This is a genomic window from Acidovorax sp. 35-64-16, from assembly GCF_002281195.1.
Classification (GTDB): domain Bacteria; phylum Pseudomonadota; class Gammaproteobacteria; order Burkholderiales; family Burkholderiaceae_C; genus Acidovorax; species Acidovorax defluvii.
In genome coordinates this window covers 80,545-104,992 of record NZ_NCFM01000008.1, presented here as the reverse complement: position 1 = coordinate 104,992, position 24,448 = coordinate 80,545, and the positions used below count along the sequence as shown (strand labels likewise).

The 24,448-nt window shown below is 66.3% G+C and carries 22 protein-coding genes; 15 read left to right on the top strand and 7 right to left on the bottom strand.

What is annotated here, in order from left to right; genetic code table 11:
- The first annotated feature begins 99 nt into the window (after nucleotides 1-99).
- The 3 genes from B7Y64_RS08465 (at nucleotide 100) to B7Y64_RS08455 (ending at nucleotide 2,683) form a co-directional block, all read left to right on the top strand.
- Complete coding sequence (locus B7Y64_RS08465; protein WP_024814004.1) at nucleotides 100-771, top strand: SDR family oxidoreductase; 672 nt, start codon at nucleotides 100-102, stop codon at nucleotides 769-771.
- 48 nt (nucleotides 772-819) lie between these two features.
- The gene (locus B7Y64_RS08460; protein WP_291326262.1) at nucleotides 820-1,950 is read left to right on the top strand and encodes an acyl-CoA dehydrogenase family protein; all 1,131 of its coding nucleotides are present in this window, start codon (nucleotides 820-822) and stop codon (nucleotides 1,948-1,950) included.
- Between the two features lie 70 nt (nucleotides 1,951-2,020).
- A complete protein-coding gene (locus tag B7Y64_RS08455) occupies nucleotides 2,021-2,683 on the top strand; it encodes an HAD family phosphatase (RefSeq protein ID WP_011806863.1) in 663 nt (220 codons plus the stop codon).
- A gap of 265 nt (nucleotides 2,684-2,948) precedes the next feature.
- Here B7Y64_RS08455 and B7Y64_RS08450 read toward each other — a convergent pair whose 3' ends face one another.
- Nucleotides 2,949-4,709 (bottom strand): methyl-accepting chemotaxis protein, encoded by a 1,761-nt coding sequence (locus B7Y64_RS08450; protein ID WP_291328652.1) that lies wholly within the window; start codon nucleotides 4,707-4,709, stop codon nucleotides 2,949-2,951.
- A gap of 316 nt (nucleotides 4,710-5,025) precedes the next feature.
- On the opposite strand from B7Y64_RS08450, the gene B7Y64_RS08445 reads away from it, so the two are divergent.
- Nucleotides 5,026-5,457: a YchJ family metal-binding protein gene (locus B7Y64_RS08445; RefSeq protein ID WP_024814007.1), complete on the top strand. Its 432-nt coding sequence runs from the start codon at nucleotides 5,026-5,028 to the stop codon at nucleotides 5,455-5,457.
- A gap of 302 nt (nucleotides 5,458-5,759) precedes the next feature.
- Nucleotides 5,760-6,455 carry a DUF4197 domain-containing protein gene (locus B7Y64_RS08440; protein WP_291326266.1) on the top strand — a complete coding sequence of 232 codons (696 nt, stop codon included), beginning with the start codon at nucleotides 5,760-5,762 and terminating at the stop codon, nucleotides 6,453-6,455.
- A 19-nt stretch (nucleotides 6,456-6,474) separates the two neighbouring features.
- Here the strand turns inward: B7Y64_RS08440 and B7Y64_RS08435 are convergent, their stop codons facing one another.
- Nucleotides 6,475-7,155, bottom strand: a complete 681-nt coding sequence (locus B7Y64_RS08435; protein WP_291326268.1) for a glutathione S-transferase family protein — start codon at nucleotides 7,153-7,155, stop codon at nucleotides 6,475-6,477.
- A 135-nt stretch (nucleotides 7,156-7,290) separates the two neighbouring features.
- Nucleotides 7,291-8,265: a LysR family transcriptional regulator gene (locus B7Y64_RS08430; RefSeq protein WP_291326270.1), complete on the bottom strand. Its 975-nt coding sequence runs from the start codon at nucleotides 8,263-8,265 to the stop codon at nucleotides 7,291-7,293.
- 116 nt (nucleotides 8,266-8,381) lie between these two features.
- Here B7Y64_RS08430 and B7Y64_RS08425 point away from each other — a divergent pair, with 116 nt between their 5' ends.
- Nucleotides 8,382-9,581 carry a YbfB/YjiJ family MFS transporter gene (locus B7Y64_RS08425; RefSeq protein ID WP_291326272.1) on the top strand — a complete coding sequence of 400 codons (1,200 nt, stop codon included), beginning with the start codon at nucleotides 8,382-8,384 and terminating at the stop codon, nucleotides 9,579-9,581.
- The gene (locus B7Y64_RS08420) at nucleotides 9,578-10,159 is read left to right on the top strand and encodes a carboxymuconolactone decarboxylase family protein (protein WP_291328651.1); all 582 of its coding nucleotides are present in this window, start codon (nucleotides 9,578-9,580) and stop codon (nucleotides 10,157-10,159) included. Before B7Y64_RS08425 ends, B7Y64_RS08420 begins: the two co-directional genes overlap by 4 nt.
- A gap of 141 nt (nucleotides 10,160-10,300) precedes the next feature.
- On the opposite strand, the gene B7Y64_RS08415 is transcribed toward B7Y64_RS08420, so the two are convergent.
- Nucleotides 10,301-11,347, bottom strand: a complete 1,047-nt coding sequence (locus B7Y64_RS08415) for an AraC family transcriptional regulator (RefSeq protein ID WP_291328650.1) — start codon at nucleotides 11,345-11,347, stop codon at nucleotides 10,301-10,303.
- A gap of 161 nt (nucleotides 11,348-11,508) precedes the next feature.
- On the opposite strand from B7Y64_RS08415, the gene B7Y64_RS08410 reads away from it, so the two are divergent.
- From B7Y64_RS08410 to B7Y64_RS08385, 6 genes are all read left to right on the top strand, one after another.
- Nucleotides 11,509-13,239, top strand: coding sequence for an AMP-binding protein (locus B7Y64_RS08410; RefSeq protein ID WP_291326275.1), 1,731 nt, complete (start codon nucleotides 11,509-11,511; stop codon nucleotides 13,237-13,239).
- 19 nt (nucleotides 13,240-13,258) lie between these two features.
- The gene (locus tag B7Y64_RS08405) at nucleotides 13,259-14,866 is read left to right on the top strand and encodes a carboxyl transferase domain-containing protein (protein ID WP_291326277.1); all 1,608 of its coding nucleotides are present in this window, start codon (nucleotides 13,259-13,261) and stop codon (nucleotides 14,864-14,866) included.
- An 8-nt stretch (nucleotides 14,867-14,874) separates the two neighbouring features.
- A complete protein-coding gene (locus B7Y64_RS08400; protein WP_291326279.1) occupies nucleotides 14,875-15,657 on the top strand; it encodes an enoyl-CoA hydratase/isomerase family protein in 783 nt (260 codons plus the stop codon).
- 26 nt (nucleotides 15,658-15,683) lie between these two features.
- Nucleotides 15,684-16,403 (top strand): DUF4126 domain-containing protein, encoded by a 720-nt coding sequence (locus B7Y64_RS08395; RefSeq protein WP_111864774.1) that lies wholly within the window; start codon nucleotides 15,684-15,686, stop codon nucleotides 16,401-16,403.
- A complete protein-coding gene (locus tag B7Y64_RS08390; RefSeq protein ID WP_291328649.1) occupies nucleotides 16,404-18,431 on the top strand; it encodes an acetyl/propionyl/methylcrotonyl-CoA carboxylase subunit alpha in 2,028 nt (675 codons plus the stop codon). It abuts the gene before it with no gap.
- A gap of 76 nt (nucleotides 18,432-18,507) precedes the next feature.
- On the top strand, nucleotides 18,508-19,428 hold the full coding sequence (locus tag B7Y64_RS08385) for a glyoxylate/hydroxypyruvate reductase A (RefSeq protein WP_291323946.1): 921 nt from the start codon (nucleotides 18,508-18,510) through the stop codon (nucleotides 19,426-19,428).
- Nucleotides 19,429-19,453: 25 nt separating this feature from the next.
- Here B7Y64_RS08385 and B7Y64_RS08380 read toward each other — a convergent pair whose 3' ends face one another.
- The 3 genes from B7Y64_RS08380 to B7Y64_RS08370 all read right to left on the bottom strand — a co-directional run bounded on the left by B7Y64_RS08380 (nucleotide 19,454) and on the right by B7Y64_RS08370 (nucleotide 22,408).
- The gene (locus tag B7Y64_RS08380) at nucleotides 19,454-20,482 is read right to left on the bottom strand and encodes a tripartite tricarboxylate transporter substrate binding protein (RefSeq protein ID WP_024814020.1); all 1,029 of its coding nucleotides are present in this window, start codon (nucleotides 20,480-20,482) and stop codon (nucleotides 19,454-19,456) included.
- Between the two features lie 82 nt (nucleotides 20,483-20,564).
- Nucleotides 20,565-21,413 (bottom strand): 3-keto-5-aminohexanoate cleavage protein, encoded by an 849-nt coding sequence (locus B7Y64_RS08375; protein WP_291323945.1) that lies wholly within the window; start codon nucleotides 21,411-21,413, stop codon nucleotides 20,565-20,567.
- A complete protein-coding gene (locus B7Y64_RS08370; protein WP_291323944.1) occupies nucleotides 21,410-22,408 on the bottom strand; it encodes a 3-hydroxyacyl-CoA dehydrogenase NAD-binding domain-containing protein in 999 nt (332 codons plus the stop codon). The genes B7Y64_RS08375 and B7Y64_RS08370 overlap by 4 nt, the downstream gene beginning before the upstream one ends.
- A gap of 111 nt (nucleotides 22,409-22,519) precedes the next feature.
- Here B7Y64_RS08370 and B7Y64_RS08365 point away from each other — a divergent pair, with 111 nt between their 5' ends.
- Together B7Y64_RS08365 and B7Y64_RS08360 are read left to right on the top strand one after the other, a co-directional pair.
- Entirely contained in the window at nucleotides 22,520-23,437 is a 918-nt protein-coding gene (locus B7Y64_RS08365; protein ID WP_024814023.1) for a LysR family transcriptional regulator, read from the top strand.
- Between the two features lie 101 nt (nucleotides 23,438-23,538).
- Nucleotides 23,539-24,447 (top strand): hydroxymethylglutaryl-CoA lyase, encoded by a 909-nt coding sequence (locus B7Y64_RS08360; RefSeq protein WP_291323943.1) that lies wholly within the window; start codon nucleotides 23,539-23,541, stop codon nucleotides 24,445-24,447.
- The last annotated feature ends 1 nt before the right edge of the window (nucleotide 24,448 follow it).

Below are 24,448 nucleotides of genomic sequence, written 5' to 3'. Positions count from 1 at the left end.
CGCACTTTCCCGCACCGGGGCACCTGTTGGGTCGTGCCCGGTTTACTATTTATTTGATAGCTGTTCGCGCTTATCACATAAGGGTTAGAGGCCTATTTGATGTCAAATGTCCTGATTTTGGGTGCTTCGCGCGGTCTGGGTCTGGAGTTTGCGCGCCAGTATGTGGCGGACGGTGACCGCGTGCTGGCCACCGCGCGCGATGCCGCCGGGCGCGAGCGCCTGCAGGCGCTGGGTGTGGAAAACGTGCTGACTGTGGACGTGGCCAACCCCGCCAGCATCAGCGGCCTGGCCTGGATGCTGGACGGCGAAAAAATCGACACCGCCCTCTACGTGGCGGGCGTCATGGGCCACGGCACGGCGCTTTCGCCGCCCACGCACGAGCAATTTGACCGCGTTATGCACACCAACGTGCTGGGCGCCATGCAGGCCATTCCGCAGGTCGCCCCGCTGGTCGAGGCCGCGCAAGGGCGCTTTGCCTTCATCAGCAGTGAGTTGGGCCGCATCGGCGGCGTGGCAAGCAGCCACACCTGGCTTTACCGCGTCAGCAAGGCGGCCCTCAACATGGCGGTGGCCAGCGCCCAGCACGACTACCCACGGGCCACGCTGGTGGCGCTTCACCCCGGCTGGGTGCAGACCGAGATGGGGGGCGAACAGGCCCCGCTCACCGCGCCCGAGAGCGTGGCCGCCATGCGCGCCACGCTGGCGCGGCTCACGCCAGCGCACAAGGGCCAGTTCCTGCAACGCGACGGCACCCCTTTCGCCTCGTGGTGAGGCTGCGGGCTTGACACGCAAAAAACACCCATACACCCGGAGACAACGATGCTGCTGACCCAAGACCAGGAAATGATCCGCGACGCCGTGCGCGACTTTGCGCAAACCGAGCTGTGGCCCCACGCCGCCCGCTGGGATAAAGAACACCACTTCCCCAAGGAGGCCCATCAGGGTCTGGCCGCTCTCGGCGCCTATGGCATCTGTGTGCCCGAAGAATTGGGCGGTGCCCACCTCGACTACGTCACGCTCGCCCTGGTACTCGAAGAAATCGCTGCGGGCGACGGTGGCACCAGCACGGCCATCAGCGTGACCAACTGCCCCGTCAACGCCATCCTCATGCGCTACGGCAACGCGCAGCAAAAGCGCGACTGGCTCACGCCCCTGGCGCGTGGCGAAATGCTGGGCGCGTTCTGCCTGACCGAGCCGCATGTGGGCTCGGACGCCTCTGCGCTGCGCACCACGGGCGTGAAAGAGGGCGACGAATACGTCATCAACGGCGTCAAGCAGTTCATCACCAGCGGCCAAAACGGCCATGTGGCCATCGTGATCGCCGTCACCGACAAGGGCGCGGGCAAGAAGGGCATGAGCGCCTTCCTCGTGCCCACCAGCAACCCAGGCTACGTGGTGGCGCGGCTCGAGGACAAGCTGGGCCAGCACAGCAGCGACACGGCGCAGATCAACTTTGACCACTGCCGCATCCCGGCCGAGAACCTCATCGGTGCCGAGGGCGAGGGCTACAAGATCGCGCTGGGCGCTTTGGAGGGCGGGCGCATCGGCATCGCCGCGCAAAGCGTGGGCATGGCGCGCAGCGCGTTCGACGCGGCCCTGGCGTATTCCAAGGAGCGCGAAAGCTTCGGCACCCCCATCTTCAACCACCAGGCCGTGGGCTTTCGCCTGGCCGACTGCGCCACGCAGATCGAGGCCGCGCGCCAGCTCATCTGGCATGCCGCCGCGCTGCGCGACGCAGGCCGCCCCTGTCTCAAGGAAGCCGCCATGGCCAAGCTGTTTGCCAGCGAGATGGCCGAGCGCGTGTGCAGCGCCGCCATCCAGACGCTGGGCGGCTACGGCGTGGTGAGCGACTTCCCGGTCGAACGCATCTACCGCGACGTGCGCGTGTGCCAGATCTACGAAGGCACCAGCGACGTGCAGAAGATCATCATCCAGCGCGCGCTGGCTTGAATGCTATAAATATAATAGCTAATAGCGCTTGATGCATAAGCGCTAGAGGCCAAAAACACCTGATAAGTTGATGAACTACGAAGCCCTTCTGTTTGACTGCGACGGCGTGCTGGTGGACAGCGAGGCCATCACCAATGGCGTGCTGTGCGCCATGCTGAACGAGGCCGGCTGGGCGCTGGCGCCTGACGAGTGCATGCGGATCTTCATTGGCAAGACGGTGCGCAGCGAGGCCGCGCGCATCGAGGCGCACACCGGCCAGCCGCTGACCGACGCCTGGATGGCCGCGTTTTACGCGCGCCGCAACGCGCTGCTGGAGGCCGAGCTGCAGCCGATCGAAGGCGCCATTGAGGCCGTGCGCGCCGTGCATGCGCGCCTGGGCGGGCGCATTGCCTGCGCCTCGGGGGCCGACCGCTACAAGGTCGAAATGCAGCTGCAGAAAGTGGGCTTGGCGCCGTACTTTGGTGCCAACGTGTTCAGCGGCCACGAAATGCCGCGCACCAAGCCCGCGCCCGATGTGTACCTGGCCGCTGCCGCCGCACTGGGCGTGCCGCCGCAGCGCTGTCTGGTGGTGGAAGACACGGTGACGGGCGTTGCCGCCGGGGTGGCCGCCGGCGCCACGGTGGTGGGCTTCAGCCCCTCGCTGGTGGGGCACGGCGCACCCGAGGCCCTGCTTGCCGCCGGGGCGGTGCGCGTCATTGCCCACATGAGCGAGCTGCCCGCCCTGCTGGGCTGAGAGGCGGAGGCTCTATGGCCCCTGCCCGCCTTGCACGCCACAGCGCGCCGGACCCGTGCCGTCAATGCCCCGCCATCGCCTGTTGGGCCATGGCCTTGCTTTGCGCCTTGATCAGGGGTGTCTTGATGCACCGTGCGGGCTCGGCCGAAAAAACCTCGGCCTTTGACGCGTCTGCGGCGGGCGCTGCTGGCGCGGCAGGTTCCCGGCTTTCAGTGCGGCAATGCAATGCAGCCCGCCCGCGCAGGGCCGGGCTGCAACCGGTGCCTTAAAACGATTCCCAGTCGTCCTCTGCGCCTGCACTGGCGGTCTTGACGGGTTTTGGCGGATTGGGGGCTTGCAGTGCGGCCGGTTTGGCGGGCGCTGCCTTGAAGGCCGTGGGCTTGCGTGCCGGTGCGGGCATGCGCACCGGGGCAGCCTTGGGTGCGGGGCGGGCTGTGGGCGTGCTGTAAGCGCTGGCGCCGCTCTGGCTGGCATCGAGCTTGAACACCGCCACGGCCTGCACCAGTTCTTGCGCCTGGCTGCTCAGGCTGCCTGCGGCGGCAGCCATCTCTTCAACCAGCGCGGCATTTTGCTGCGTGGCCTGGTCCATCTGCGTCACGGCTTCGCCCACCTGGGCCACGCCGCTGGCCTGCTCGGAGCTGGCCGCGTTGATCTCGCCCATCAGGTCGGTCACGCGGCGAATGCTCTGCACCACCTCGGTCATGGTCTCGCCCGCCTGGTCGGCCATGGCGCTGCCTTGCTCCACGCGCTCCACACTGGCGCTGATGAGCTGCTTGATCTCTTTGGCGGCCTCGGCGCTGCGCCCGGCCAGGGACCGCACCTCGCTGGCCACCACGGCAAAACCCCGGCCCTGCTCACCGGCGCGAGCGGCTTCCACGGCGGCGTTCAGCGCCAGGATGTTGGTCTGAAAAGCAATGCCATCAATCACGCCAATGATGTCGGCAATGCGCTGTGAGCTCTCGTTGATGCCCTTCATGGTCTGCACCACCTGGCCCACCACCTCGCCGCCGCGCACGGCCACGTCCGAGGCGCTGCGTGCCAGCGCATTGGCCTGGCCCGCGCTGTCGGCGTTCTGGCGCACGGTGGCGCCCAGCTGCTCCATGGAGGCGGCGGTTTCTTCGAGTGCACTGGCCTGGCTCTCGGTGCGGGCCGACAAGTCCTGGTTGCCCTGTGCGATCTCCGAGCTGGCCATGGCCACGCTTTCCGAGCCGCGCCGCACCTGCGACACCACCTGGGCGAGGCCATCTTTCATGGCGGCAAGCTGGGCCATCAGGCTGGTGGTGTCGCCGTCTTTGACGGCAATGGGCTGGGTGAAGTCGCCTCCGGCCACGGCACGGGCCACATCGGCCGCAGTGCGGGGCTCGCCGCCCAGCTCACGCACCAGGCTGCGCGTGGTGAGCCAGCCCAGGGCCGCTGCCAGCAGCAAGGCGGTAACGCCCAGTCCAATGAGGGTGTTGCGTGCGTTCACGGCGGTATCCCGTGCATCCGTGCCGGCCGTCACGATGGCGTTTTTCTCGGATTCCACCAGCGCGCCGATGGAAGCCTTGTAGCTGGCCAGCACCGGCCGCAGCTTGCTGGCCAGGTATTCGCGGCTTTGATCGGTCTGGTCGCTCCTGATGAAGCCCAGCAATTCTTCCTGGCCAGCCAGGTAAAGCGCGCGCTGCTCCTTCACTTGTTGCAGCAGGGCGCGGTCTTTGGGCTCGGGGAGCGTTTTGTCGAGGGTGTCAAACAGCCGAACGACCTCTTGGTGCGACTGGGCAATGACCTGGGTCTGGCGCTCGCGGTCGGCAGCGTCGGCGTTGAGCATCATGTTGCGCAGCGCAATGGCGATGACGTCGATCTGTGTCGAGAGATTGGTGGCCGCCACGATGCGGGGGAAATGGTCGGCGACCACGGCTTTGAGGTCTGCACCCATGCGGCCCATGGCCATCAGGCCCATGACCACCGAGGCCACCAGCAAGACACAGACCACGCCAAAACCAACGGTCAGGCGCGTGCGCACGCGCCAGGAAGAAAAATCAAACACGGCAACTCCAGGTGAGGGGGTAGGTACCTGCAAGGCAATCCGACGACGCTCGCCGCAGGCGGGTCAGCCACTTCACCTTGGAGGATTGAAAACACCGCACCTGCGCAGGTTGCAGTAGTGCAGTTTTTTACTCAACTTTACATCTTAGGGGTTTTCTCTTGGTTTGGCTACCGGCGTGGCATGGTCTGGATCAAGGCGAACACTTGCGCGCGGTTGTATGTGCTCATCTCGGTGCGTCCGTGGGGCCCCGGGCTGCACAGACGGCATTCAATAATCAGAGGGTTGTCCCGCCGATTGCTTCCACCGCCCGTCTGCCATGCCCCAAACCCCGCACCCACCCCAGTTTTTGCCCGCCTCTCCCTGTCCCTGCGGCGCTTTGTCGCCCCGGCAAAAAGCCCTGGTCTACGCCGACTGCTGCGGCCGTTATGTGGAGGATTTCGATGCCACGCCCGCGCCCGACGCCGAGCGGTTGATGCGCTCGCGCTATAGCGCTTTTGTGTTGCAACGGCGCGACTATTTGCTGGCCACCTGGCACGCCAGCCAGCGCCCGGCCACGCTGGAGTTCGAGCCCGGCGCGCACTGGCTGGGCCTTGCGGTGCGCAGCCACCGCGTGCTGGATGCCGACCACGCCGAGGTCGAGTTTGTGGCCCGCTACCGTGTGGCCGGGCGCGCCGTGCGACTGCACGAATGCAGCCGCTTCGTGCGCGAGGCCGGGCGCTGGTACTACGTGGATGGTGATAGCCGCTGAGTTGAGGCCAAAAATGGCACTAGCCCTTATGGAGTAAGCGCGAGCAGCTATCAAAAACAGAGTGCTTGCGGTGCAGGCCGTTGGAAAAAAAGAAATTTCAATGAAAACTGCCCCAAGCGCTTATGTAGCAAGCGCCCTTAGCTATTTATTACAGAGCAATTTTGTCGCGCTGTGGGGCAGGAAGAGGGGACATCGGTGGCGCGGCCACACTGCGGGTGGCGCCCGGTCAGCGGCCCGTTACAACCCCACGGTCGCACGCGGCACACTCGGGAGTTTCCCGTTTTTTCTTCAAGGAGCACTCCATGCAACGACGCCAATTCCAGGCCTGTAGTCTTGCCGCACTGATCGCCCTGGCCACCACGCGGGCGCAGGCCCTGTCGCTGGGTGAGCTCAGCAATGCCGACGCCAGCAGCGGCGTGAAGGCCGCGCTAGAGCAGGGCGCGCTGGCGGCTGTGGGCTTGCTGGGCCAATCTGGCGGGTTTTTGAACAACCCCAAGGTGCGCATTCCGCTGCCGGGCTACCTCAACGACGCGGCCAAGCTGATGAAGCGATTTGGCCAGGGCCAGCGCATCGAAGAGCTGGAAACCTCGATCAACCGCGCCGCCGAAGCCGCCGTGCCCATGGGCAAGGACCTGCTGGTGGGCGCCGTGCGCAGCATGACGGTGACCGACGCCAAGAACATCCTGGCCGGCGGCGACACCTCGGTCACGCAGTTCTTCTCTGAAAAAACCCGCGCCCCGCTGGGCCAGAAGTTTCTGCCCGTCGTCACCCAGGCCACCAAGAAAGTGGGCCTGGCACAGCAATACAACGCCTTTGCGGGCAAGGCCGCGGGTTTTGGCCTGGTGAAGAAGGAAGACGCGACCATCGAGCAGTACGTCACTGGCAAGACGCTGGACGGGCTGTTCCTGGTGATCGGCGAGCAAGAGCAGCAACTGCGCCAGAATCCGGCGGCAGCGGGCAGCGCCATCCTGAAGAAGGTGTTTGGGGCGCTGAAGTAAGGGTTCTGCAGCAGGCCTTTCAAGGGCGGATATCGGGCGAAGGCTGCGGCGAAACCCCCTGGGCCAGCGCTGCCTGGTGCTGGGCAGCCAGTGCGCGCTGGTAGGCCGGGCGATCTTGAAGGCGCTGCCAGTAGGCCTGCGTGGCAGGGCCAAACTGCTCCACCAGCGCCAGGTGCTGCGCCAGCAGCAGCGCATACCCCACCGCCACATCCGCCGCCGTGAAGCGGCCCGCGCACAGATACTCGTTGTGTGCCACCGCCGCCTCTACCGCCCGCAGCCGCGCCAGAAACCAGCGCGTGTAGTCCTGCACCACCTGCGGCTGCTGCCGCTGCGCCGGCTCAAAGCGGCCATAGCGCAGCACCAGCGTCTGCGGAAAGGTCAGCGTGGCATCGCTCATGTGCAGCCAGTTCAGATACGCGCCATACGCGGGGTGCGTGGGCGTCACGTCCAGCCCCGCTTCCGGGTGCGTGGCGGCCAGGTACTGGCACATCGCGGCCGATTCGGTCATGCGCACCTCGTTGGGTGCCTTGCCTTGCACCAACAGCGGCACGGTGCCCAGCGGGTTCAGCTCCAGAAAACTGCGCGCCAGCGCCCGGGGCGGGAAGGGCAGCATGTGCAGGGTGTAGGGCAGTTGCAGCTCTTCGAGCATCCACAGGGGGCGGAAGGAGCGGGCGCTGACGCAGTGGTGGAGGTGGAGCATGGGGCGGTCTAGCTTCGCGGGCTGGCTGTTACTTCCCGCAGCTTAGGGTGCGTCGGGCTTCGGTCAAGAGCGGAGGTTCGAGCGAAGGCCCTGCAAGCCGCCCGTCGAGCAAGCTATGCATTGACGGCACTCCAATCACCATGGTCCGCAGCTCACGCTGCGCCCCCGCGATGAGCGCGGCTCTTTCTCTCGTCTGGACGTTTTGGCATCTGTGCCTGTTGTGAACGGCAAGGTGTTCTCGCCTTTGCTTGCGTCATGCGACGAAGGCAATAGGTCGATAAGCCCTTGCAGGGCCGGGCTGGCCTCACCTGACCACACCAAGTGCGTGTAGTTGACCCGTAGCCGCAAGGGCAGAGGATGGCGTTGCACCGCGCTTCCCAGCACAGCGTGATCGAGCATTTCCGCAGGCACGATGGCCACACCCGTGCCGCCAGCGACGCAGGCCACAATGGCGTGGTAGGAGCACAAATCCAGCACCCGCCCCGGTGAAATGCCTCCCTCGGCCAGCCATTCGTGCAGACGGCGACGGTAGGAGCAGCCGTGCGGAAAGACCACCAGTGTGCGGCCGCCCAAGTCAGCCGGGCGTTGCAACGCCGGAGAACCTTTGGCGGTGATGAGGACCAGTTCCTCCTCGAAAGCCGGCCGCGAAGAGAGGCTCCCCTTCTCGAAGGGCTCCGACACGAAAGCGGCCTCGACCTCGAAGTGCTCCAACCGGCGCAGCAAAGTGCCGGTCGTACCGGTCTGCAGTTCGACAGAAACCTCCGGGTGCTTCGCGTGGAACGCAGAAAGTACAGGCGGGAGCCGGGCGCCTGCCGCGCTTTCCAACGACCCCAACCTCAGCACTCCACGCACGGTGCCGCTGCACAGTTCCTGCTCGGCCAGATCGGCCATCTGCAGCAGCCGCTCGGCGTGGCCCAGCAGAGTGCGGCCGGCATCGGTCAGCACCAGGCCCCGACCCTGGCGCTTGAACAGCGTGACACCCAGGCGCGCTTCGAACTGCTTGATCCGGGTGGTGACGTTGGAAGGAACGCGGTGGAGCTGGCTGGCCGCCCGAGTCACCCCGCCTTCCCTGACCACGCAGCGAAAAATGTCCAGGTCTTCGAGATTCATCATTCTCATTTTGAGAAGTTTACTTCTCAATAATTCAGTATTCAACGCACTATTGGGGGTGTCCAATACGGCCCACGATGGACACTCCACCTTCCGATACCGTTCAGCCCGACCGCATGCACTGGCTCATCGTCAGCAGCGGCATCGTTGCGCTGGCGGTTGCCATGGGTATCGGCCGTTTCGCCTTCACGCCGCTGATGCCGCTGATGCCGCTGATGCTGCGCGACGGCACCCTCACGGTGGCCGCAGGCGCGGAATGGGCGGCTGCAAACTACATCGGCTACTTGCTCGGGGCGCTGACCGCAGCCTGGTTCTCACGCAATCCACGACGCGGTCTGCAGCTGGCACTGGTCGGTGTCGCGCTGACAACCTTGGCCATCGCAGGGACCGGCCACGGTTCGCCCCCTTGGATGGGCGCGCTGCTGCGCGGCGCCGCGGGTGTGTTCAGTGCCTGGGCGCTGGTTTGCACGAGCGGTTGGGGCCTGGCGGAGCTGGCCCGGCGACAGGCACCGCAACTCGGCGCCTGGATCTACGTCGGCGTGGGCCTTGGCATTGCGCTGGCAGGCACGCTCGCTTGGCTCGGTGGGCCGCAGCCGGCCCAATGGCTGTGGCTGGAGATGGGGCTGCTCGCCGCAGGCGGCGCGCTATTTGTGGGATGGAAGTTGCAGCAGCACGCAGCCACGGCTGGGACTGCAGCTGCGGCGCCCCCGCCAGCACCGTCCCCAAGAACCGCTACCCAAGGGAATCTGCCTCTCGTGCTGTGCTACGGCACCTTTGGTTTCGGCTACATCGTGCCGGCGACCTTCCTGCCCGCTATGGCGCGGCAGCAGGTTGCCGACCCGCTGGTGTTCGGCCTCACCTGGCCTCTGTTCGGGCTCGCGGCGGCCCTGTCTGTCATGGCGGCAGCGCGCTACCTCTCGGCTTGGCCGCGCAGGCGCGTCTGGGCGCTGGCGCAAGGAACGATGGCGCTGGGCACGGCCCTGCCGCTGGCGACGCCGTCGCTGTGGGCGTTGGCCGCCAGCGCCGTGCTCGTGGGCGGCACGTTCATGGTCGCGACGATGGCCGGCCTGCAGCTGGCGCGCGAGCGGCTGCCGAACAACCCGACGCCGCTGCTGTCCCGCATGACGGTCGCCTTTGCAGCCGGCCAGATCCTGGGGCCGCTTCTGGTGCGTGCAATCGGCCCTGGCCTCGTCGCTGGCTGGGACGCGCTGGCATGGGCCAACGCCGCAGCCACGGTGCTGCTGATAGTTTCAGCCGCCTGGCTGTGGCGAGACAGCAATCCTCCTCCCTCAACCCTGACCAAGCACTTGCCATGAAAGTTGTTCCCTCGATGACATCCCCCCGGGCCTTTCCCGAAGCAGGCCAGCCTGAGCGCCTGGGACCGCCGGCGACCCTGGACGCGGCGCAGCAGGATGCAGCCGACGAGCTGATCAACGGACCCCGCCGTGGCGTGTATGGCCCTTTCCGCCCGCTGCTACATCGCCCGCCGCTGCTGCGTGCAGTGGCCAAGGTGGGTGAAACTTTGCGCTACGAAGGCACGCTCGACGCCGCGCTGCGCGAATGGACGATCTGCGTCGTTGCGCGTGAACTCTCCAACGCCTTCGAGTGGGACATGCACCTGCCGCTCGCTGCAGCCGCCGGGGTCCCGGCAGCGGCGCTGGCTGCACTGGACGCCGGCGAGCCTTCGCCGTCCGACCTGCGTGCCGACCTCGTGCTGGCGCGCACGGTTGCCAGTGAGCTCCTCAGCCGGCACCGCCTGAGCGAGGAAACCTGGAATGAGGGGCGAAGGGTATGGGGCGAATCGATGCTGGTTGAAGTGCTCACGCTGGTCGGCTACTTCGCCATGGTGTGCTGGCTGATGAATGTGGCCCGCACACCAGGGCCGACGGCCTGAGCTGAGGATGGGAGGGCTCGGGTCCGTGGCTCGACCCTGTCCCAAAGACTGCTTTTGTACGAGGCCGAGGAGTCCTCAGGGTCGCGAGGAGAAACTGATCTGGCTGACTGGCGTTCATCAAAACGCTCGCCCTCACGTTCCCTACACCCTCACCACCCTCCGAAACTCCGCCGGCGACTGCCCTGTCCACCCCCGAAACGCCCGGATAAAACTCTTCTCGTTCACAAACCCCGCCGCCTCGGCCACCTGCTTGATGGGGCGCTGGGTGCGGTGCAGCAGCTCCACCGCGCGGGTGCGGCGCACGTCGTCCTTCAGGCCCTGCAGCGTGGCGCCTTCTTCCTTCAGTTGCCGGTGCAGCGTGCGGGGTGAAACATGCAGCAGCGCGGCCAGCGATTCGGCGCTGTGCTGGGGCAGGGCGTGGGCAGGTTGCCCAGGCAGGGGCGCGGCCAGCAGCTGGCGCACGCGCTGCACCAGCAGGCGGTCGCGTCGGTACTGCAGCACCGTCAGCGGCAGGGCGTGCTGCAGCATCTGGCGCAGGGCCTGTTCGTCGCGGCGCAGGGGCAGGTTCAGGTAGCGGGCGTCAAAGTGCAGAGCCGTGCGCGGCGCGTGGAAGGTGACGGGGCCACGGAACAGCACGGCGTAGGCATCGGCATGCGGTGGCGCATCAAAGGCAAACTCGGCGGCGATGAGCGGGATGCGCGAGTCCACCAGCCAGCACGCCAGCCCGTGGGCATTGCGCAGCACGGATACCAGGCAGAACTCGCGCAGCGCGCCCAGGTCGCGGGCCTCGGTGATCGCCAGGGTGGCGGTCTCGCCCTGGGTAGTGATGTGCAGCGCAATGTCGTCCGCCAGCAGGCCGTGGTGGCGGCACCAGCGGGCCAGGGCGACCTGCAGTGTGGGCGAGCTGATGGACGCGCGCGCCAGCATGCCGTAGCTGCCCCAGGGCAGGCGGCGGTTGAACCAGCCCAGGGCTTCGTCGTCCAGCTCTTGCATGGCGGCATCAGAGATCTGCTCCATCTGCCAGGCGGTGATGCGGGCGCTGTCGTCTTGCAACAGCTGCGGCGCAATTTGTGCCTGGGCCAGTGCGCGGTGGGGGCTCAGGCCCCTTCTTTCGTAAGCCAATGCAATGGCGCGCACAAACGCAATGGGCGTAGCGGCCGGTGCGCCTGCGGCGACAAGCGGTTGCACAGGGGAATCATGAGACGGGGCAAGGGATTTCACGGTGCACAGTGTGCCCCAGCCGTGGCACGATTTGCAACCTTTGTGGCAACCCGGAGCGGGACGAGGCTTCTATGCTTGAGGGGCGCCACCCTTTGTGTGCTCCGGTGCGCGACCCAGGAGACAAGACCATGACGATTGCAGCCGCACAGAACAATGCACCGCCCGCAGACAGCTACGCCTGCGGTGCCACCGAGGTTCCCCTGATCGAGCAGACCATTGGCGCCTTTTTTGCCGACATGGTGGCCCGCCAGCCCGAGCGCGAGGCGCTGGTGAGCCGGCACCAGGGGCTGCGCTACACCTACCGCAGCCTGCAGACCGAGGCGCACCGCCTGGCCAGCGCGCTGCTGGGCACGGGCCTGGTGCCTGGCGACCGCGTGGGCATCTGGTCGCACAACAACGCCGAATGGGTGCTGATGCAGCTGGCCACCGCGCAGGTGGGCCTGGTGCTGGTCAACATCAACCCCGCCTACCGCACCTCGGAGGTGGAATATGCACTCAACAAGGTGGGCTGCAAGCTGCTGGTGACCATGGCGCGCTTCAAGACCAGCGACTACCTGGGCATGCTGCGCGAGCTGGCGCCCGAGTGGGTGCATGGCACGCCGGGCCAGCTGGAGGCGCTGCAATTGCCGCACCTGAACACCGTGGTGTGGATCGACGAGCCCGGCGTGGGTGGCGAAGAGCCGGGCTTGCTGCGCTTTTCCGACCTGATGGCGCGCGGCAATGCGGCCGACCCCCGCATCGCCCAGGTGGCTGCCACCTTGCGCGCCACCGACCCCATCAACATCCAGTTCACCAGCGGCACCACGGGCTTTCCCAAGGGTGCCACGCTCACGCACCGCAACATCCTGAACAACGGCTTCTTCATTGGCGAGTGCATGAAGCTCACGCCCGACGACCGCCTGTGCATCCCCGTGCCGCTGTACCACTGCTTTGGCATGGTGCTGGGCAACCTGGCGTGCCTCACGCACGGCTCGGCCATCGTCTACCCCAACGACGGGTTCGACCCGCTCACCGTGCTGCAAACGGTGCAGGACGAAAAATGCACTGGACTGCACGGCGTGCCCACCATGTTCATCGCCGAGCTGGACCACCCGCGCTTTGCCGAATTTGACCTGGGTAGCCTGCGCACCGGCATCATGGCGGGCTCGCCGTGCCCCACCGAGGTGATGAAGCGCGTGGTGGAGCAGATGAACCTGCGCGAGATCACCATCGCCTACGGCATGACCGAGACCAGCCCCGTGAGCTGCCAGAGCAGCACCGATACGCCGCTGGAAAAACGCGTCTCCACCGTGGGCCAGGTGCAGCCGCACCTGGAGATCAAGATTGTGGACCCCGAAACCGGCGCCGTGGTGCCCCGGGGTCAGCGCGGCGAGTTCTGCACCAAGGGTTATTCGGTGATGCACGGCTATTGGGGCGACGAGACCAAGACGCGCGAAGCCATCGACGCCGATGGCTGGATGCACACCGGTGACCTCGCCACCATGGACCCCGAGGGTTACGTCAACATCGTGGGCCGCATCAAGGACATGGTGATCCGTGGCGGCGAAAACATCTACCCGCGCGAGATTGAAGAGTTTCTGTACCGCCACCCGCAGGTGCAGGACGTGCAGGTGGTGGGCGTGCCCGACCCCAAATACGGCGAAGAACTCTGCGCCTGGATCATCGCCAAGCCCGGCACCAAGCCGACGGAAGATGACATCCGCGCCTTCTGCAAGGGCCAGATTGCGCACTACAAGGTGCCGCGCTATATCCGCTTTGTGGCTGCTTTCCCGATGACGGTGACCGGCAAGATTCAGAAGTTCAAGATCCGCGACGAGATGACGGACCAGCTGGGCCTGGTCGAAGCCAAAACGGCGTGAAACAAAGAAGTACTACAGCATGACCATTCTCGACACCCAACTCAACGCCCGCTCGGCCGACTTTCTGGCCAACGCTGCGGCCATGCGCACGCTGGTGAATGACCTGCGCGCCCAGCTCGACCAGATCGCCCTGGGCGGCGGCGAGGCCGCACGCGCCAAGCATGTGGCGCGCGGCAAGCTGCTGCCGCGCGAGCGCGTGCAAATGCTGCTCGACCCCGGCACGCCGTTTTTGGAGCTGGCACCGCTGGCCGCACTGAACATGTACAACAACGACGCCCCCGGCGCGGGCCTGATTGCAGGCATCGGGCGCGTGAGCGGAGTGGACTGCATGATCGTGTGCAACGACGCCACCGTGAAGGGCGGCACCTACTACCCCCTCACCGTCAAAAAACACCTGCGCGCCCAGGAAGTGGCGCAGCAAAACCACCTGCCGTGCATTTACCTGGTGGACTCGGGCGGCGCCAACCTGCCCAACCAGGACGAGGTGTTTCCTGATCGCGACCACTTTGGCCGCATCTTCTTCAACCAGGCCAACATGAGCGCACTGGGCATCTCGCAGATCGCCGTGGTCATGGGCAGCTGCACGGCGGGCGGCGCCTATGTGCCGGCGATGAGCGACGAATCCATCATCGTGAAGAACCAGGGCACCATCTTTTTGGGTGGCCCGCCGCTGGTCAAAGCTGCGACGGGCGAGGTCGTCACGGCCGAAGACCTGGGCGGCGGCGACGTGCACACGCGCCTGTCGGGCGTGGCCGACCACCTGGCGCAAAACGACATGCACGCCCTGCAACTGGCGCGCAATGCAGTGCGAAATTTGAATAAAAACAAGGCTCCAACGCCCGCAGATCAAGCGCCGGTAGCTCCTCAATTTGCAGCAGAAGAACTGTACGGCGTGATCCCTGTGGACACGCGCAAGCCCTTTGATGTGCGCGAGATCATTGCCCGCATCGTCGATGGCAGCGAATTCGACGAGTTCAAGGCGCGCTACGGCACCACGCTGGTCACCGGCTTTGCGCGCATCGAGGGCATGATGGTCGGCATCATCGCCAACAACGGCATTTTGTTCAGCGAGTCGGCCTTGAAGGGGGCGCACTTCATCGAGCTGTGCTGCCAGCGCAAGATTCCGCTCGTGTTCCTGCAGAACATCACCGGCTTCATGGTGGGCCGCAAGTACGAAAACGAAGGCATCGCGCGCAACGGCGCCAAGATGGTCACGGCCGTGGCCACGGCCAGCGTGCCCAAGTTCACCATCATCATCGGCGGCAGCTTTGGCGCGGGCAACTACGGCATGTGCGGCCGCGCGTACAGCCCCCGCTTTTTGTGGATGTGGCCCAACGCGCGCATCAGCGTGATGGGCGGCGACCAGGCCGCCGAGGTGCTGGCCACCGTCAAGCGCGACGGCATCGAGGCCAAGGGTGGCCAGTGGAGCATGGAGGACGAAGAAGCCTTCAAGGCCCCCATCCGCCGCCAGTACGAAGACCAGGGCCACCCCTACTACGCCACCGCGCGCCTGTGGGACGACGGCGTGATCGACCCCGCCGACACCCGCCGCGTGCTGGCGCTGGGCCTGGCGGCCACGCGCAACGCGCCGATTGAAGACACTAAGTTCGGCCTGTTCCGCATGTGAGGAAGACCATGGCAGCCCTTTCCATCCGCTACGAAGGCCCCCGCGCCACCATCACCCTGACCCAGCCCGAGGTGCGCAATGCCTTCAGCGACGAGGTCATTGCCGAAATCACGGCGGCCTTCACCGAGGTGGGTGCCCGTGCCGATGTGCGCGCCGTGGTGCTGGCGGCCGAGGGGCCCGCGTTCTGCGCAGGCGCGAACCTCAACTGGATGCGCCGCATGGCCGACTACACGCGCGATGAAAACGTCGCCGATGCCGCCAAGCTGGCCGAGATGCTGCGCGTGATCTACGAATGCCCCAAACCAACAATAGCCCGCGTGCAGGGCGATGTGTACGCAGGCGGTATGGGCCTGGTGGCCGCCTGCGACATGGCGGTGGCGGTGGACACGGCGGGGTTTTGCCTCAGCGAGGTGAAGCTCGGCCTCATCCCCGCCACCATCAGCCCCTATGTGATCCGCGCCATGGGCGCACGGGCGGCGCACCGTTATTTCCTCACGGCCGAGCGTTTTGGTGCGTTTGATGCGCTGCGCATCGGTTTTGTGCACGAGGTGGTGGCGACCGACCAACTCGACGCCAAGGTGGACGAACTGCTCAAGGCCCTCACCAGCGCCAGCCCCAACGCCGTGCGCGCCTGCAAGAAGCTCGTCATGGATGTGGCCGAGCGCGAGATCAATGCAGGCCTGATTGCCGCCACGGTGCAGGGCATTGCCGACATCCGCGCGAGCGATGAGGGCAAGGAAGGCGTGCAGTCTTTCCTGCAAAAGCGCAAACCCGCGTGGTTGCTGGTCTGAGCCCTCAGCGATACGCCTGAACAACCATGGACCAACTCTGGCTCGCCATCGTCCAGTGGCTTCACACCGTGGGGCTGCATGTGGACGCGGGCGCGGCGCGCAGTGTGGCTGAGGGTGCGGCGCGTGCCACCGCGCAGCTCGACATGCCCAGCCTGCTGGCGCTGGCCGCCGCGCTGGGCTGGGCCAGCGGCTTTCGGTTGTATGCCGTGGTGTTTCTGGTCGGCATGATGGGTGTGCTGGGGTGGATGCCCTTGCCGCCCGGCCTGGCCATGCTGCAGCACCCTGTGGTGCTGATGGTCAGCGGCTTCATGCTGATGGTGGAGTTTTTTGCCGACAAGGTGCCCTGGCTGGACAGTGCCTGGGATGCAGTGCACGCCTTCATCCGCGTGCCCGCAGGTGCCGCGCTGGCCTTCGGCGTCTTTGGCGCCGACAACGCCACGATGGCAATTGCGGCAGGGCTGTTGGGTGGCTCGCTCTCGGCCACGGCGCTGGCAACCAAGATGACCACGCGCGCCGCCGTGAACACCTCGCCCGAGCCTTTCTCCAACTGGGGCCTGTCGTTCTTTGAGGACGGCCTGGTCGTGGCAGTGGTGTGGCTGGCCACGCAGTACCCCGTGGCCTTTGGCATCGCCCTGGTGGTGATGGTGATCGTGTCGGTACTGCTGCTGGTGGTGCTGTTCAAGTTTCTGCGCGCCGTGGTGCGGCGCCTTTCCTCTTTCTTTTCTGGTTCTGCCAAGGTGGCCTAAATGTTCAAAAAGATTCTGATTGCCAATCGCGGGGAGATCGCCTGCCGTGTAGCAGCCACGGCCAAGTGCTTGGGCGTGAAGACCGTCGCCGTGTATTCCGATGCTGACGCCAGTGCCAAGCATGTGGCCGTGTGCGACGAGGCTGTGCACATCGGCGGCAGTGCACCCAAGGACAGCTATCTGCGCTGGGAACGCATCATCGACGCCGCCAAAGCCACGGGCGCGCAGGCCATCCACCCGGGCTACGGCTTTCTGAGCGAGAACGAAGACTTCGCCCAGGCCTGTGCCGACGCGGGCCTGGTCTTCATCGGCCCACCCGCCAGCGCCATCAACGCCATGGGGCTCAAAGCCGAGTCCAAGCGCCTGATGGAGCAGGCCCAGGTGCCCCTGGTGCCCGGCTACCACGGTGCCGACCAGGACCCCGCGCTGCTGCAGCGCGAGGCCGACCGCATTGGCTACCCGGTGCTCATCAAGGCCAGCGCGGGTGGTGGTGGCAAGGGCATGCGCGCGGTGGACAAGAGCGAGGACTTTGCCGCAGCACTCGAATCGTGCAAGCGCGAGGCCATCAACAGCTTTGGCGACGATGCGGTGCTGGTCGAGAAATATGTGCAGCGCCCCCGCCATATCGAGATCCAGGTGTTTGGCGACACGCACGGCAACTGCGTGTACCTGTTCGAGCGCGACTGCTCGGTGCAGCGCCGCCACCAAAAGGTGCTGGAAGAAGCCCCCGCCCCCGGCATGACGCCCGAGCTGCGCGCCCGCATGGGCGAGGCCGCCGTGGCCGCAGCCCGCGCCGTGAACTACGTGGGCGCAGGCACGGTGGAGTTCATCGTGGAGCAGCCCGGCGGCTACGACGCACCCGAGCAGATGAAGTTCTACTTCATGGAGATGAACACCCGCCTGCAGGTGGAACACCCCGTGACCGAAGCCATCACGGGCCTCGACCTGGTGGAGTGGCAGCTGCGTGTGGCCTCGGGCGAGCCACTGCCACTGAAGCAGGAAGACCTGCGCATCCACGGCCACGCCATCGAGGCACGCATTTGCGCCGAGAACCCCGACAACAACTTCCTGCCCGCCACCGGCGCGCTCAATGTGTACGTGCTGCCTGAGTGCGTGACCTTCGAGCGGGGTGCGGTCCGCGTCGATTCCGGCGTGCGCCAGGGCGATGCGATCAGCCCGTTCTACGACTCCATGGTGGCCAAGCTCATCGTGCATGGCGACACGCGCGAGCAAGCCCTGGCGCGGCTCGATGAAGCCCTGGCGCAGACCCACATCGTGGGCCTGGCGACCAACGTGCAGTTCCTGCGCCGCGTTGCCCGCACCGATTCGTTTGCCCAGGCCGAGCTCGATACCGCCCTCATTCAGCGTGAGCAGGCCGTGCTGTTCCACCAGGAACCCGTGGGCCTGCCGCTGGCCGCTGCGGCGGCCGTAGCGCAAACGCTGCTGAACGAACGCGCCAGCGAGGGCGTGGACCCCTTCAGCCGCCGCGACGGTTTTCACACGCATGGCGTGGTGCAGCGCCGCTTCGAGTTTGAATTTGGCGATGAACATGCCAAGGCGCTGCTGACCTACGAGCGCGGCGGCAGCCTGCACCTGGCGGTAGGCGAGGGCGATGCCGCCGTGGCCGGCCCGTTGGTGTTCAACGCTGTGGCGCAGGGCATCGAGTTGCAGTTTGCCGGCCAGCGCACGCGCGCCGCTGTGTATGCACAGGGCGAGGTGGACCATGTGTTTACCCCGCTGGGTGCCACGCAGATCACCGCCATCGACCTGCTGGCCCACTCGGGCGAGGCAGCGGCCGAGGGCGGGCGCCTCACCGCGCCCATGCCGGGCAAGGTGGTGTCGTTTGCCGTGAAGGCGGGTGACGCCGTGACCAAGGGCCAGCCCCTGGCGGTGATGGAAGCCATGAAGATGGAGCACACCATCGCCGCCCCGGCCGACGGCGTGGTGCAAGAGCTGCTGTACGCGCCTGGCGACCAGGTCACCGAAGGGGCCGAGCTGCTCAAACTGGTTGTTGCCGACAAGGCCTGAACATGACCGGGTGCGGCAAAGGGTGCACGCCTTGCCTTGCTGCGCGCGCGTCGCAATGGCGTTAACCTCGGGCGCCATGAAAATCACCTTTTGTTGTACCGATACCAAGGCCGAGCCCTGGCTCCAGGGGCTGTCCGCTGCGCTGCCCGGCGCTGAGCTTTCTGTGTGGGAGCCCGGCGCCCCGGTCGCCGATTACGCCGTCGTCTGGGCACCGCCCCAGCAGTTCATGGATGAGCAGCAGGGCATCAAGGCCTTGTTCAACATTGGCGCGGGCGTGGATGCGCTGCTGCAGCGCCGCCTGCCGCAGGGTGCCCGCGTGGTGCGCCTGGACGATGCGGGCATGGCCGTGCAGATGGCCGAATACGTGTGCCACGCCGTCATCCGCCATTTTCGGGAGTTCGACCAATACGAGGCCAGCATGCGTGCGGGCCAATGGGCCTACCGCAAGCCGCGCCTGCGCCAGGACTTTGCCGTGGGCGTGATGGGGCTGGGCGTGCTGGGCGAGCGCGTGGCCAAGGCCCTGGCGCAGTTTGATTTTCCCGTCAACGGCTGGAGTCGCAGCCCCAAGGCCATTGATGGCGTGCGCGCCTTCACGGGTGCGGAGCAGTTCAACGACTTTCTGGGCGCCAGCCGTGTGCTGGTCAACCTGCTGCCCCTCACGCCTGACACGACCGACGTGATCAACAAGGACGCGCTGAGCCGCCTGCAGACCGGCGCGTACGTGATCAACGTAGCGCGCGGCGCGCATCTGGTGGACGAAGACCTGCTCGCAGCTATCGACAGCGGCCATGTGGCCGGTGCCACGCTCGATGTGTTTCGTACCGAGCCGCTGCCCGCGGGCCACGCGTTCTGGAACCACCCGCGCATCACCATCACGCCCCATACCTCGGCGCGTACGCTGCGCGAAGAGAGTATTGCCCAGATCGCGCGCAAGATGGTCGCGCTACAGCGGGGCGAGGCCGTGGCGGGTGTAGTGAACCCCGCGCGCGGCTACTGAGCCGCGCCAGCTCGCCGCGTGGCGGTCAATCCACTGTTACGCCAGCATCACGCACGAGCTTGCCCAGGCGCTGTGCATCGGCCTTGATCAGCGCGCCAAAGTCGGCTGCGCTGCCCGCCACCACGGGGGTGCCGATGGCCTCCCACTTGGCGCGGAATGCGGGCTCCTTGAAGATGGCGTTGACCGTGGCGTTGAGCTTGTCGATGGTGGCCTGGGGTGTGCCAGCGCGCACCGCAATGCCGTGCCAGCCCGTGATCTGGTAACCCGCAATGCCGGCCTCGGCCATGGTGGGCACGTTGGGCAGCACCTTGGCGCGTTCGCCCGATGTGACGGCCAGCGGTATGAGTTTGCCCGCCTGGATGTGGGGCAGCGAGCTGCCAACGATGTCGAACATCACGTTCACCTGCCCGCCGATCAGGTCGTTGAGCGCGGGGCCCGCTCCCCGGTAGGGGATGTGCCCCATCTTCACGCCTGCCGTGGTGTTGAACAGTTCGCCCGCCAGGTGCTGTGGCGTGCCGTTGCCGGCGGACGCGTAGCTCAGCACCGGCTTGCCGGCCTTGGCCATGGCCAGGAACTCGGCCAGTGTCTTGACGCCCAGCGAGGGGTGAACTTCAAGTACCAGCGGGAATGCCGACAGCTGGATCACCGGCGCCAGATCGGTCAGCGGGTTGAACGGCATGCTGGCGTACAGCGATGGGTTGACTGCCATCGGGCCGCTGGCGGCCAGCAGCAGCGTGTGGCCGTCGGCCGGTGCCTGCTTGGCCACTTCGGCGCTCCCGGTATTGCCACCGGCCCCGCCCTTGTTGTCCACCACCACGGTCACGCCCAGGCGGCTTTGCAGCTCGGGCTGCAACATGCGGGCCATCAGGTCGGTGGGGCCACCGGGTGGGTAGGGCACCACAAAGCGGATGGTTTTGCTGGGGAAGGCGGTGGCCGCTGTTTGTGCAGCGGCCTGACCTGCGATGCCCAGGGCCAGGGGTACGGCAAGTGCCGCGTGCAGCACGGCGCGCCGGGTGGTGCGAGGCATCGATGAGGGAAGGTGGCGGTGGTGCATGTCTGTCTCCTGTGGGGATGGATAAGGCCCGTCTGCTGCGGGTTGATGTCAATAGATGTGGTCTGTTGCGCGGCGGTGCCGCTCAGCCTGCGCCAAAGCGCTGCCGGATGTCAGCGGCTGTTGCCAGCGGGCGGCCCAGCGCGGCGGCTGCTTCGACGGCCTGGCGTACCAGCGCGGTGTTGTCGGGGGCCACGCTGCCGTCCTTGCACAGCAGGTTGTTTTCAAAGCCGACGCGCGCGTGGCCGCCAAACAGCGTGGCAGCAGTGATGCAGGTGTTTTCTGCAGCACCAAAGGCGCACACGGCCCAGGGCTCTGGGCCTTCGTGGGCGGCCAGGAACGGCAGCAAGTCGCGCGGACTGGAGGTCTGCCCCGCGCTGTAGCGGCCCAGCACAAACAGCAGGAACCAGGCGGCGTCGGGCACTACGCCACTGGCGCGCAGCGCCTGCCAGCGGCGCAGGTCGGGCACGTCGTACAGGATGACCTGCACCATGGTGTGGCGCTGCGCCAGGTCGGCAAAAAAGCGCTGCAGACCTGCCTCGCCAATCTCGGGCTTGTCGATTTCGCGCAGGCCGATGGACACGGCCTCGGGTTGCAGGGCTTCGACCATGGCGATCTGCGCCGGTGCCTGGTAGACGCCTGCGGCCTCGCTGGTGATCTGGATCACCATGGCATCGCCTACGGCCTGGCGTACCACGCGCTGGGCCTCGCGGTAGCCCTCCACATCGAGGCTATGGCGGCCCTGCGCATCGCGGATGTGCATGTGCAGCATCGCGGCTCCTGCGTCCAGGCAGGACTTGGCCGTGGTGGCCAGCGTGGCTGGCGTGATGGGTACGGCCGGGTGGTCGGCGGGCTGTTTGTAGGCACCGTTGGGCGCCACGGTCACGATCAGCGGGTCGGTCCATTGGTTGTGGGTGGTGGGCGATGCACTCATGAGCGGGCTCCGGTGGTCGATGGGGTGTCTGTCGATGAGGTATCGGTGGGGGGCTCAATGGTGGGCAACTCGCTGGCCAGCAGGGCCAGGCCCTGGCGCAGCAGCGCGTCGTAGCGCGCGCGTTCGGCTTGCTTGCGGTCATCGGGCCAGTCAAAAAAGCCCTTGCCCGTCTTCATGCCCAGGGTGCCCTGGGCCACCTTGTCGCGCAGGGCCTGGGCGGGTACGTCGGTGTTCGACAGCGTGGGGTACATGGTGGCTGCGGCAGCGGTATGCACCTCGATACCCGCGTGGTCGCGCTGCAGCACCGGCCCGGCCGCCAGAAAGCGGAAGCCAAAACCAAAGCGCACGGCGGCGTCCACGTCCTCGGGGGAGGCAATGCCTTCGTCGATAAGCGCAAACGCCTCGCGCGACAAGGCGTGTTGCATGCGGTTGGCCAGAAAGCCCGGCTTGTCCTTCTTGACCAGCACCGGCACGCTGCCGCAGCCGCGCATGAAGGCGTGTAGCCAGGTGCCCAGCGCCGGGTCGCTGCGCTCGCCCAGCACCACCTCCACCAGCGGCACCAGGTGCGCGGGCATGAAGAAGTGCAAGCCCAGCATGCGCTGTGCCGTGGCCAGGCCGTGGGCGATGGCGCTGATGGGAAAGCCTGAGCTGTTGCTGGCCAGTACGGCGTTGAGGGGCGCCACAGCTTCCAGCTCGGCAAACAACTTTTGCTTGGCGGCCAGTCGCTCGGTGATGCATTCGACCACCAGCACCACGCCGCTCCAGTCCACGTCCTGCAGGCTGGCGCACACCTGCACCGGGCCGGCATGGGTGGCCTGGCCCGCGGCGGCCAGCTCTTGCGCAATGTGGGGCAACACGTGGTCGCGGCGTGCGGCGTGGGGGTCCACCACCGTGACCTGCGCGCCGCCCCGGGCCAGGACCACGGCTACATCGGCCCCCATGGTGCCTCCGCCCACCACCACGGTGCGCGCGTTACGCGGCGAACTGTTGTCCATCGTGTCTCCTTGTCGTTGTCAAGCTGCTCAAGCGATGTGCTTGCATTTCAATTCAGTCTAGGTGGCCTGCATTGCGCGGTCTAGCCGTCTTTTTCGATAGACTGATCGGCCATGAAGATTAATTGGTCCGCCCGCGAGGTGGATGTGTTCTTGTCGCTGGCCGAGACGCTGAGCTTTCGGCGCACGGCCCTGCAGGTGCACCTGTCGCAGTCGGCGGTGTCGGGCACGGTGGCGCGGCTGGAGGAAATGCTGGACGTGCGGCTGTTTGAGCGCACCACGCGCACCGTGCAGCTCACGCTGGCGGGCGAGGTGTTTGCCGAGCAAACCCGATTTTTGCGCCACCAGATGGAGGAGACCGTGCGCCGCGTGCAGGAGGTAGCGCAACTGCAGGTGGGCCGCATTGCGCTGGCGGCGCTGCCGTCGTTGGCAGCCGGGGCCGTACCGCGCGCGTTTGCCCGGTTTGCTGCGCAGCATCCGGGCGTGCAGCTGGAGCTGTTTGACAGCCTGGCCGGCCCGGCGTTTGACATGGTGCGCGCCGGGCGGGTCGACTTTGCCCTCACGGCCGCCAACCCCGCCTATGCAGACCTGGACTACACCCCGCTGGTGTCCGACCGCTTTGTGCTGTTGATGGGACGCACGCACCTGCTGGCACGGGCGCGCAGTGCCATCGCCTGGGCGGATGTGGCCGAGCTGCCGCACATTTCCATGCCCGCAGGTACCAGCGTGCGGCAATATGCAGAAGAGGCCTTGCTGACCCACCGCATTCGCTTTGCGCCGCGCTACGAGGTGGAACACCTGGCCACCATCGCGGCCATGGTGGCGGCGGGGTTGGGCGTGAGTGCGTTGCCCGAGCTGGCTGCCCAGGTCGTGCGCAGGCCCGAGGTGGTCACGCGTCCACTCAAGGCGCCTGTGCTGCACCGGCCCATCGGGCTGATCACTCTGCGCGGGCGACCCCTGTCGCTGGCGGCGCAGGAGATGGTGGCCCTGCTGCGGCAGGAAGTACAAAGCTCGGGCACTGTGGGCCGCTGATGGCGCGTCCGGAGAATGGTCTGGCACGATATGAGGTGGCCCTGGCCCAGTACTCGCTGGACAATGAGAAATTTTCCTGACCTCTTCATCTGGTAGCCCCCATGAGCATTCCCTCCCGCGTTCACCTCATCGACGTTGGCCCCCGCGATGGCCTGCAAAACGAAAAGACCCCCGTGCCTGCCGCCGTCAAGATCGAGCTGGTGCACCGCTTGCAGCAGGCGGGCCTGAAAGAGATCGAGGTCACCAGCTACGTGTCTCCAAAGTGGGTGCCACAGATGGCCGATAACCACGAGGTCATGGAAGGCGTCGCGCGCCAGGCGGGCGTGGCGTATTCGGTGTTGACGCCCAATCTCAAAGGTTATGAGGCGGCGGTGCTCGATAAGCCCGACGAGATCGTGGTGTTCGGATCGGCCAGCGAGGCCTTCAGCCAGAAAAACATCAACTGCTCCATTGCGGAAAGCATCGAACGCTTTGCACCCGTGGTCGAAGCAGCCTTGGCCGCTGGCATTGCCGTGCGCGGCGCCATGAGCTGCACCGTGGGCTGCCCCTACGAGGGCGAGATTGCACCGCAGCAGGTGGCTTACCTGGCAGGGTTGATGAAGGGCATTGGCGTGCAGCGCGTGGACGTGGCCGACACCATTGGCGTGGGCACGCCGCGCAAGGTGCAGCGCGCCATCGAGGCCACGCTGCAGCATTTCGGCATCGACGCGATCTCGGGCCATTTTCACGACACCTACGGCCAGGCGTTGTCCAACACGCTGGCCGCGCTGGAACTGGGGGTGTGGAACTTCCAGGCTTCCGTGGCAGGTCTGGGCGGCTGCCCTTACGCCAAGGGTGCCACCGGCAACGTGGCCACCGAAGACGTGGTCTTCATGCTGCATGGCATGGGCATTGAAACCGGCATCGATCTCGACAAGCTCGTGGATGCAGGCGCCTACATCAGCGACTACCTGGGCCGCAAACCCAACTCGCGTGTGGCCGTGGCCGTGCTCAACAAGCGCGCGGGGTGAC

Bases quoted from the DNA above. Each gene is read 5' to 3' on its own strand.
- B7Y64_RS08465 (WP_024814004.1), top strand. From the start codon at position 100: ATGTCAAATGTCCTGATTTTGGGTGCTTCGCGCGGTCTGGGTCTGGAG.
- B7Y64_RS08460 (WP_291326262.1), top strand. From the start codon at position 820: ATGCTGCTGACCCAAGACCAGGAAATGATCCGCGACGCCGTGCGCGAC.
- B7Y64_RS08455 (WP_011806863.1), top strand. From the start codon at position 2,021: ATGAACTACGAAGCCCTTCTGTTTGACTGCGACGGCGTGCTGGTGGAC.
- B7Y64_RS08445 (WP_024814007.1), top strand. From the start codon at position 5,026: ATGCCCCAAACCCCGCACCCACCCCAGTTTTTGCCCGCCTCTCCCTGT.
- B7Y64_RS08440 (WP_291326266.1), top strand. From the start codon at position 5,760: ATGCAACGACGCCAATTCCAGGCCTGTAGTCTTGCCGCACTGATCGCC.
- B7Y64_RS08435 (WP_291326268.1), bottom strand. From the start codon at position 7,155: ATGCTCCACCTCCACCACTGCGTCAGCGCCCGCTCCTTCCGCCCCCTG.
- B7Y64_RS08430 (WP_291326270.1), bottom strand. From the start codon at position 8,265: ATGAATCTCGAAGACCTGGACATTTTTCGCTGCGTGGTCAGGGAAGGC.
- B7Y64_RS08425 (WP_291326272.1), top strand. From the start codon at position 8,382: ATGCACTGGCTCATCGTCAGCAGCGGCATCGTTGCGCTGGCGGTTGCC.
- B7Y64_RS08420 (WP_291328651.1), top strand. From the start codon at position 9,578: ATGAAAGTTGTTCCCTCGATGACATCCCCCCGGGCCTTTCCCGAAGCA.
- B7Y64_RS08410 (WP_291326275.1), top strand. From the start codon at position 11,509: ATGACGATTGCAGCCGCACAGAACAATGCACCGCCCGCAGACAGCTAC.
- B7Y64_RS08405 (WP_291326277.1), top strand. From the start codon at position 13,259: ATGACCATTCTCGACACCCAACTCAACGCCCGCTCGGCCGACTTTCTG.
- B7Y64_RS08400 (WP_291326279.1), top strand. From the start codon at position 14,875: ATGGCAGCCCTTTCCATCCGCTACGAAGGCCCCCGCGCCACCATCACC.
- B7Y64_RS08395 (WP_111864774.1), top strand. From the start codon at position 15,684: ATGGACCAACTCTGGCTCGCCATCGTCCAGTGGCTTCACACCGTGGGG.
- B7Y64_RS08390 (WP_291328649.1), top strand. From the start codon at position 16,404: ATGTTCAAAAAGATTCTGATTGCCAATCGCGGGGAGATCGCCTGCCGT.
- B7Y64_RS08385 (WP_291323946.1), top strand. From the start codon at position 18,508: ATGAAAATCACCTTTTGTTGTACCGATACCAAGGCCGAGCCCTGGCTC.
- B7Y64_RS08380 (WP_024814020.1), bottom strand. From the start codon at position 20,482: ATGCACCACCGCCACCTTCCCTCATCGATGCCTCGCACCACCCGGCGC.
- B7Y64_RS08375 (WP_291323945.1), bottom strand. From the start codon at position 21,413: ATGAGTGCATCGCCCACCACCCACAACCAATGGACCGACCCGCTGATC.
- B7Y64_RS08370 (WP_291323944.1), bottom strand. From the start codon at position 22,408: ATGGACAACAGTTCGCCGCGTAACGCGCGCACCGTGGTGGTGGGCGGA.
- B7Y64_RS08365 (WP_024814023.1), top strand. From the start codon at position 22,520: ATGAAGATTAATTGGTCCGCCCGCGAGGTGGATGTGTTCTTGTCGCTG.
- B7Y64_RS08360 (WP_291323943.1), top strand. From the start codon at position 23,539: ATGAGCATTCCCTCCCGCGTTCACCTCATCGACGTTGGCCCCCGCGAT.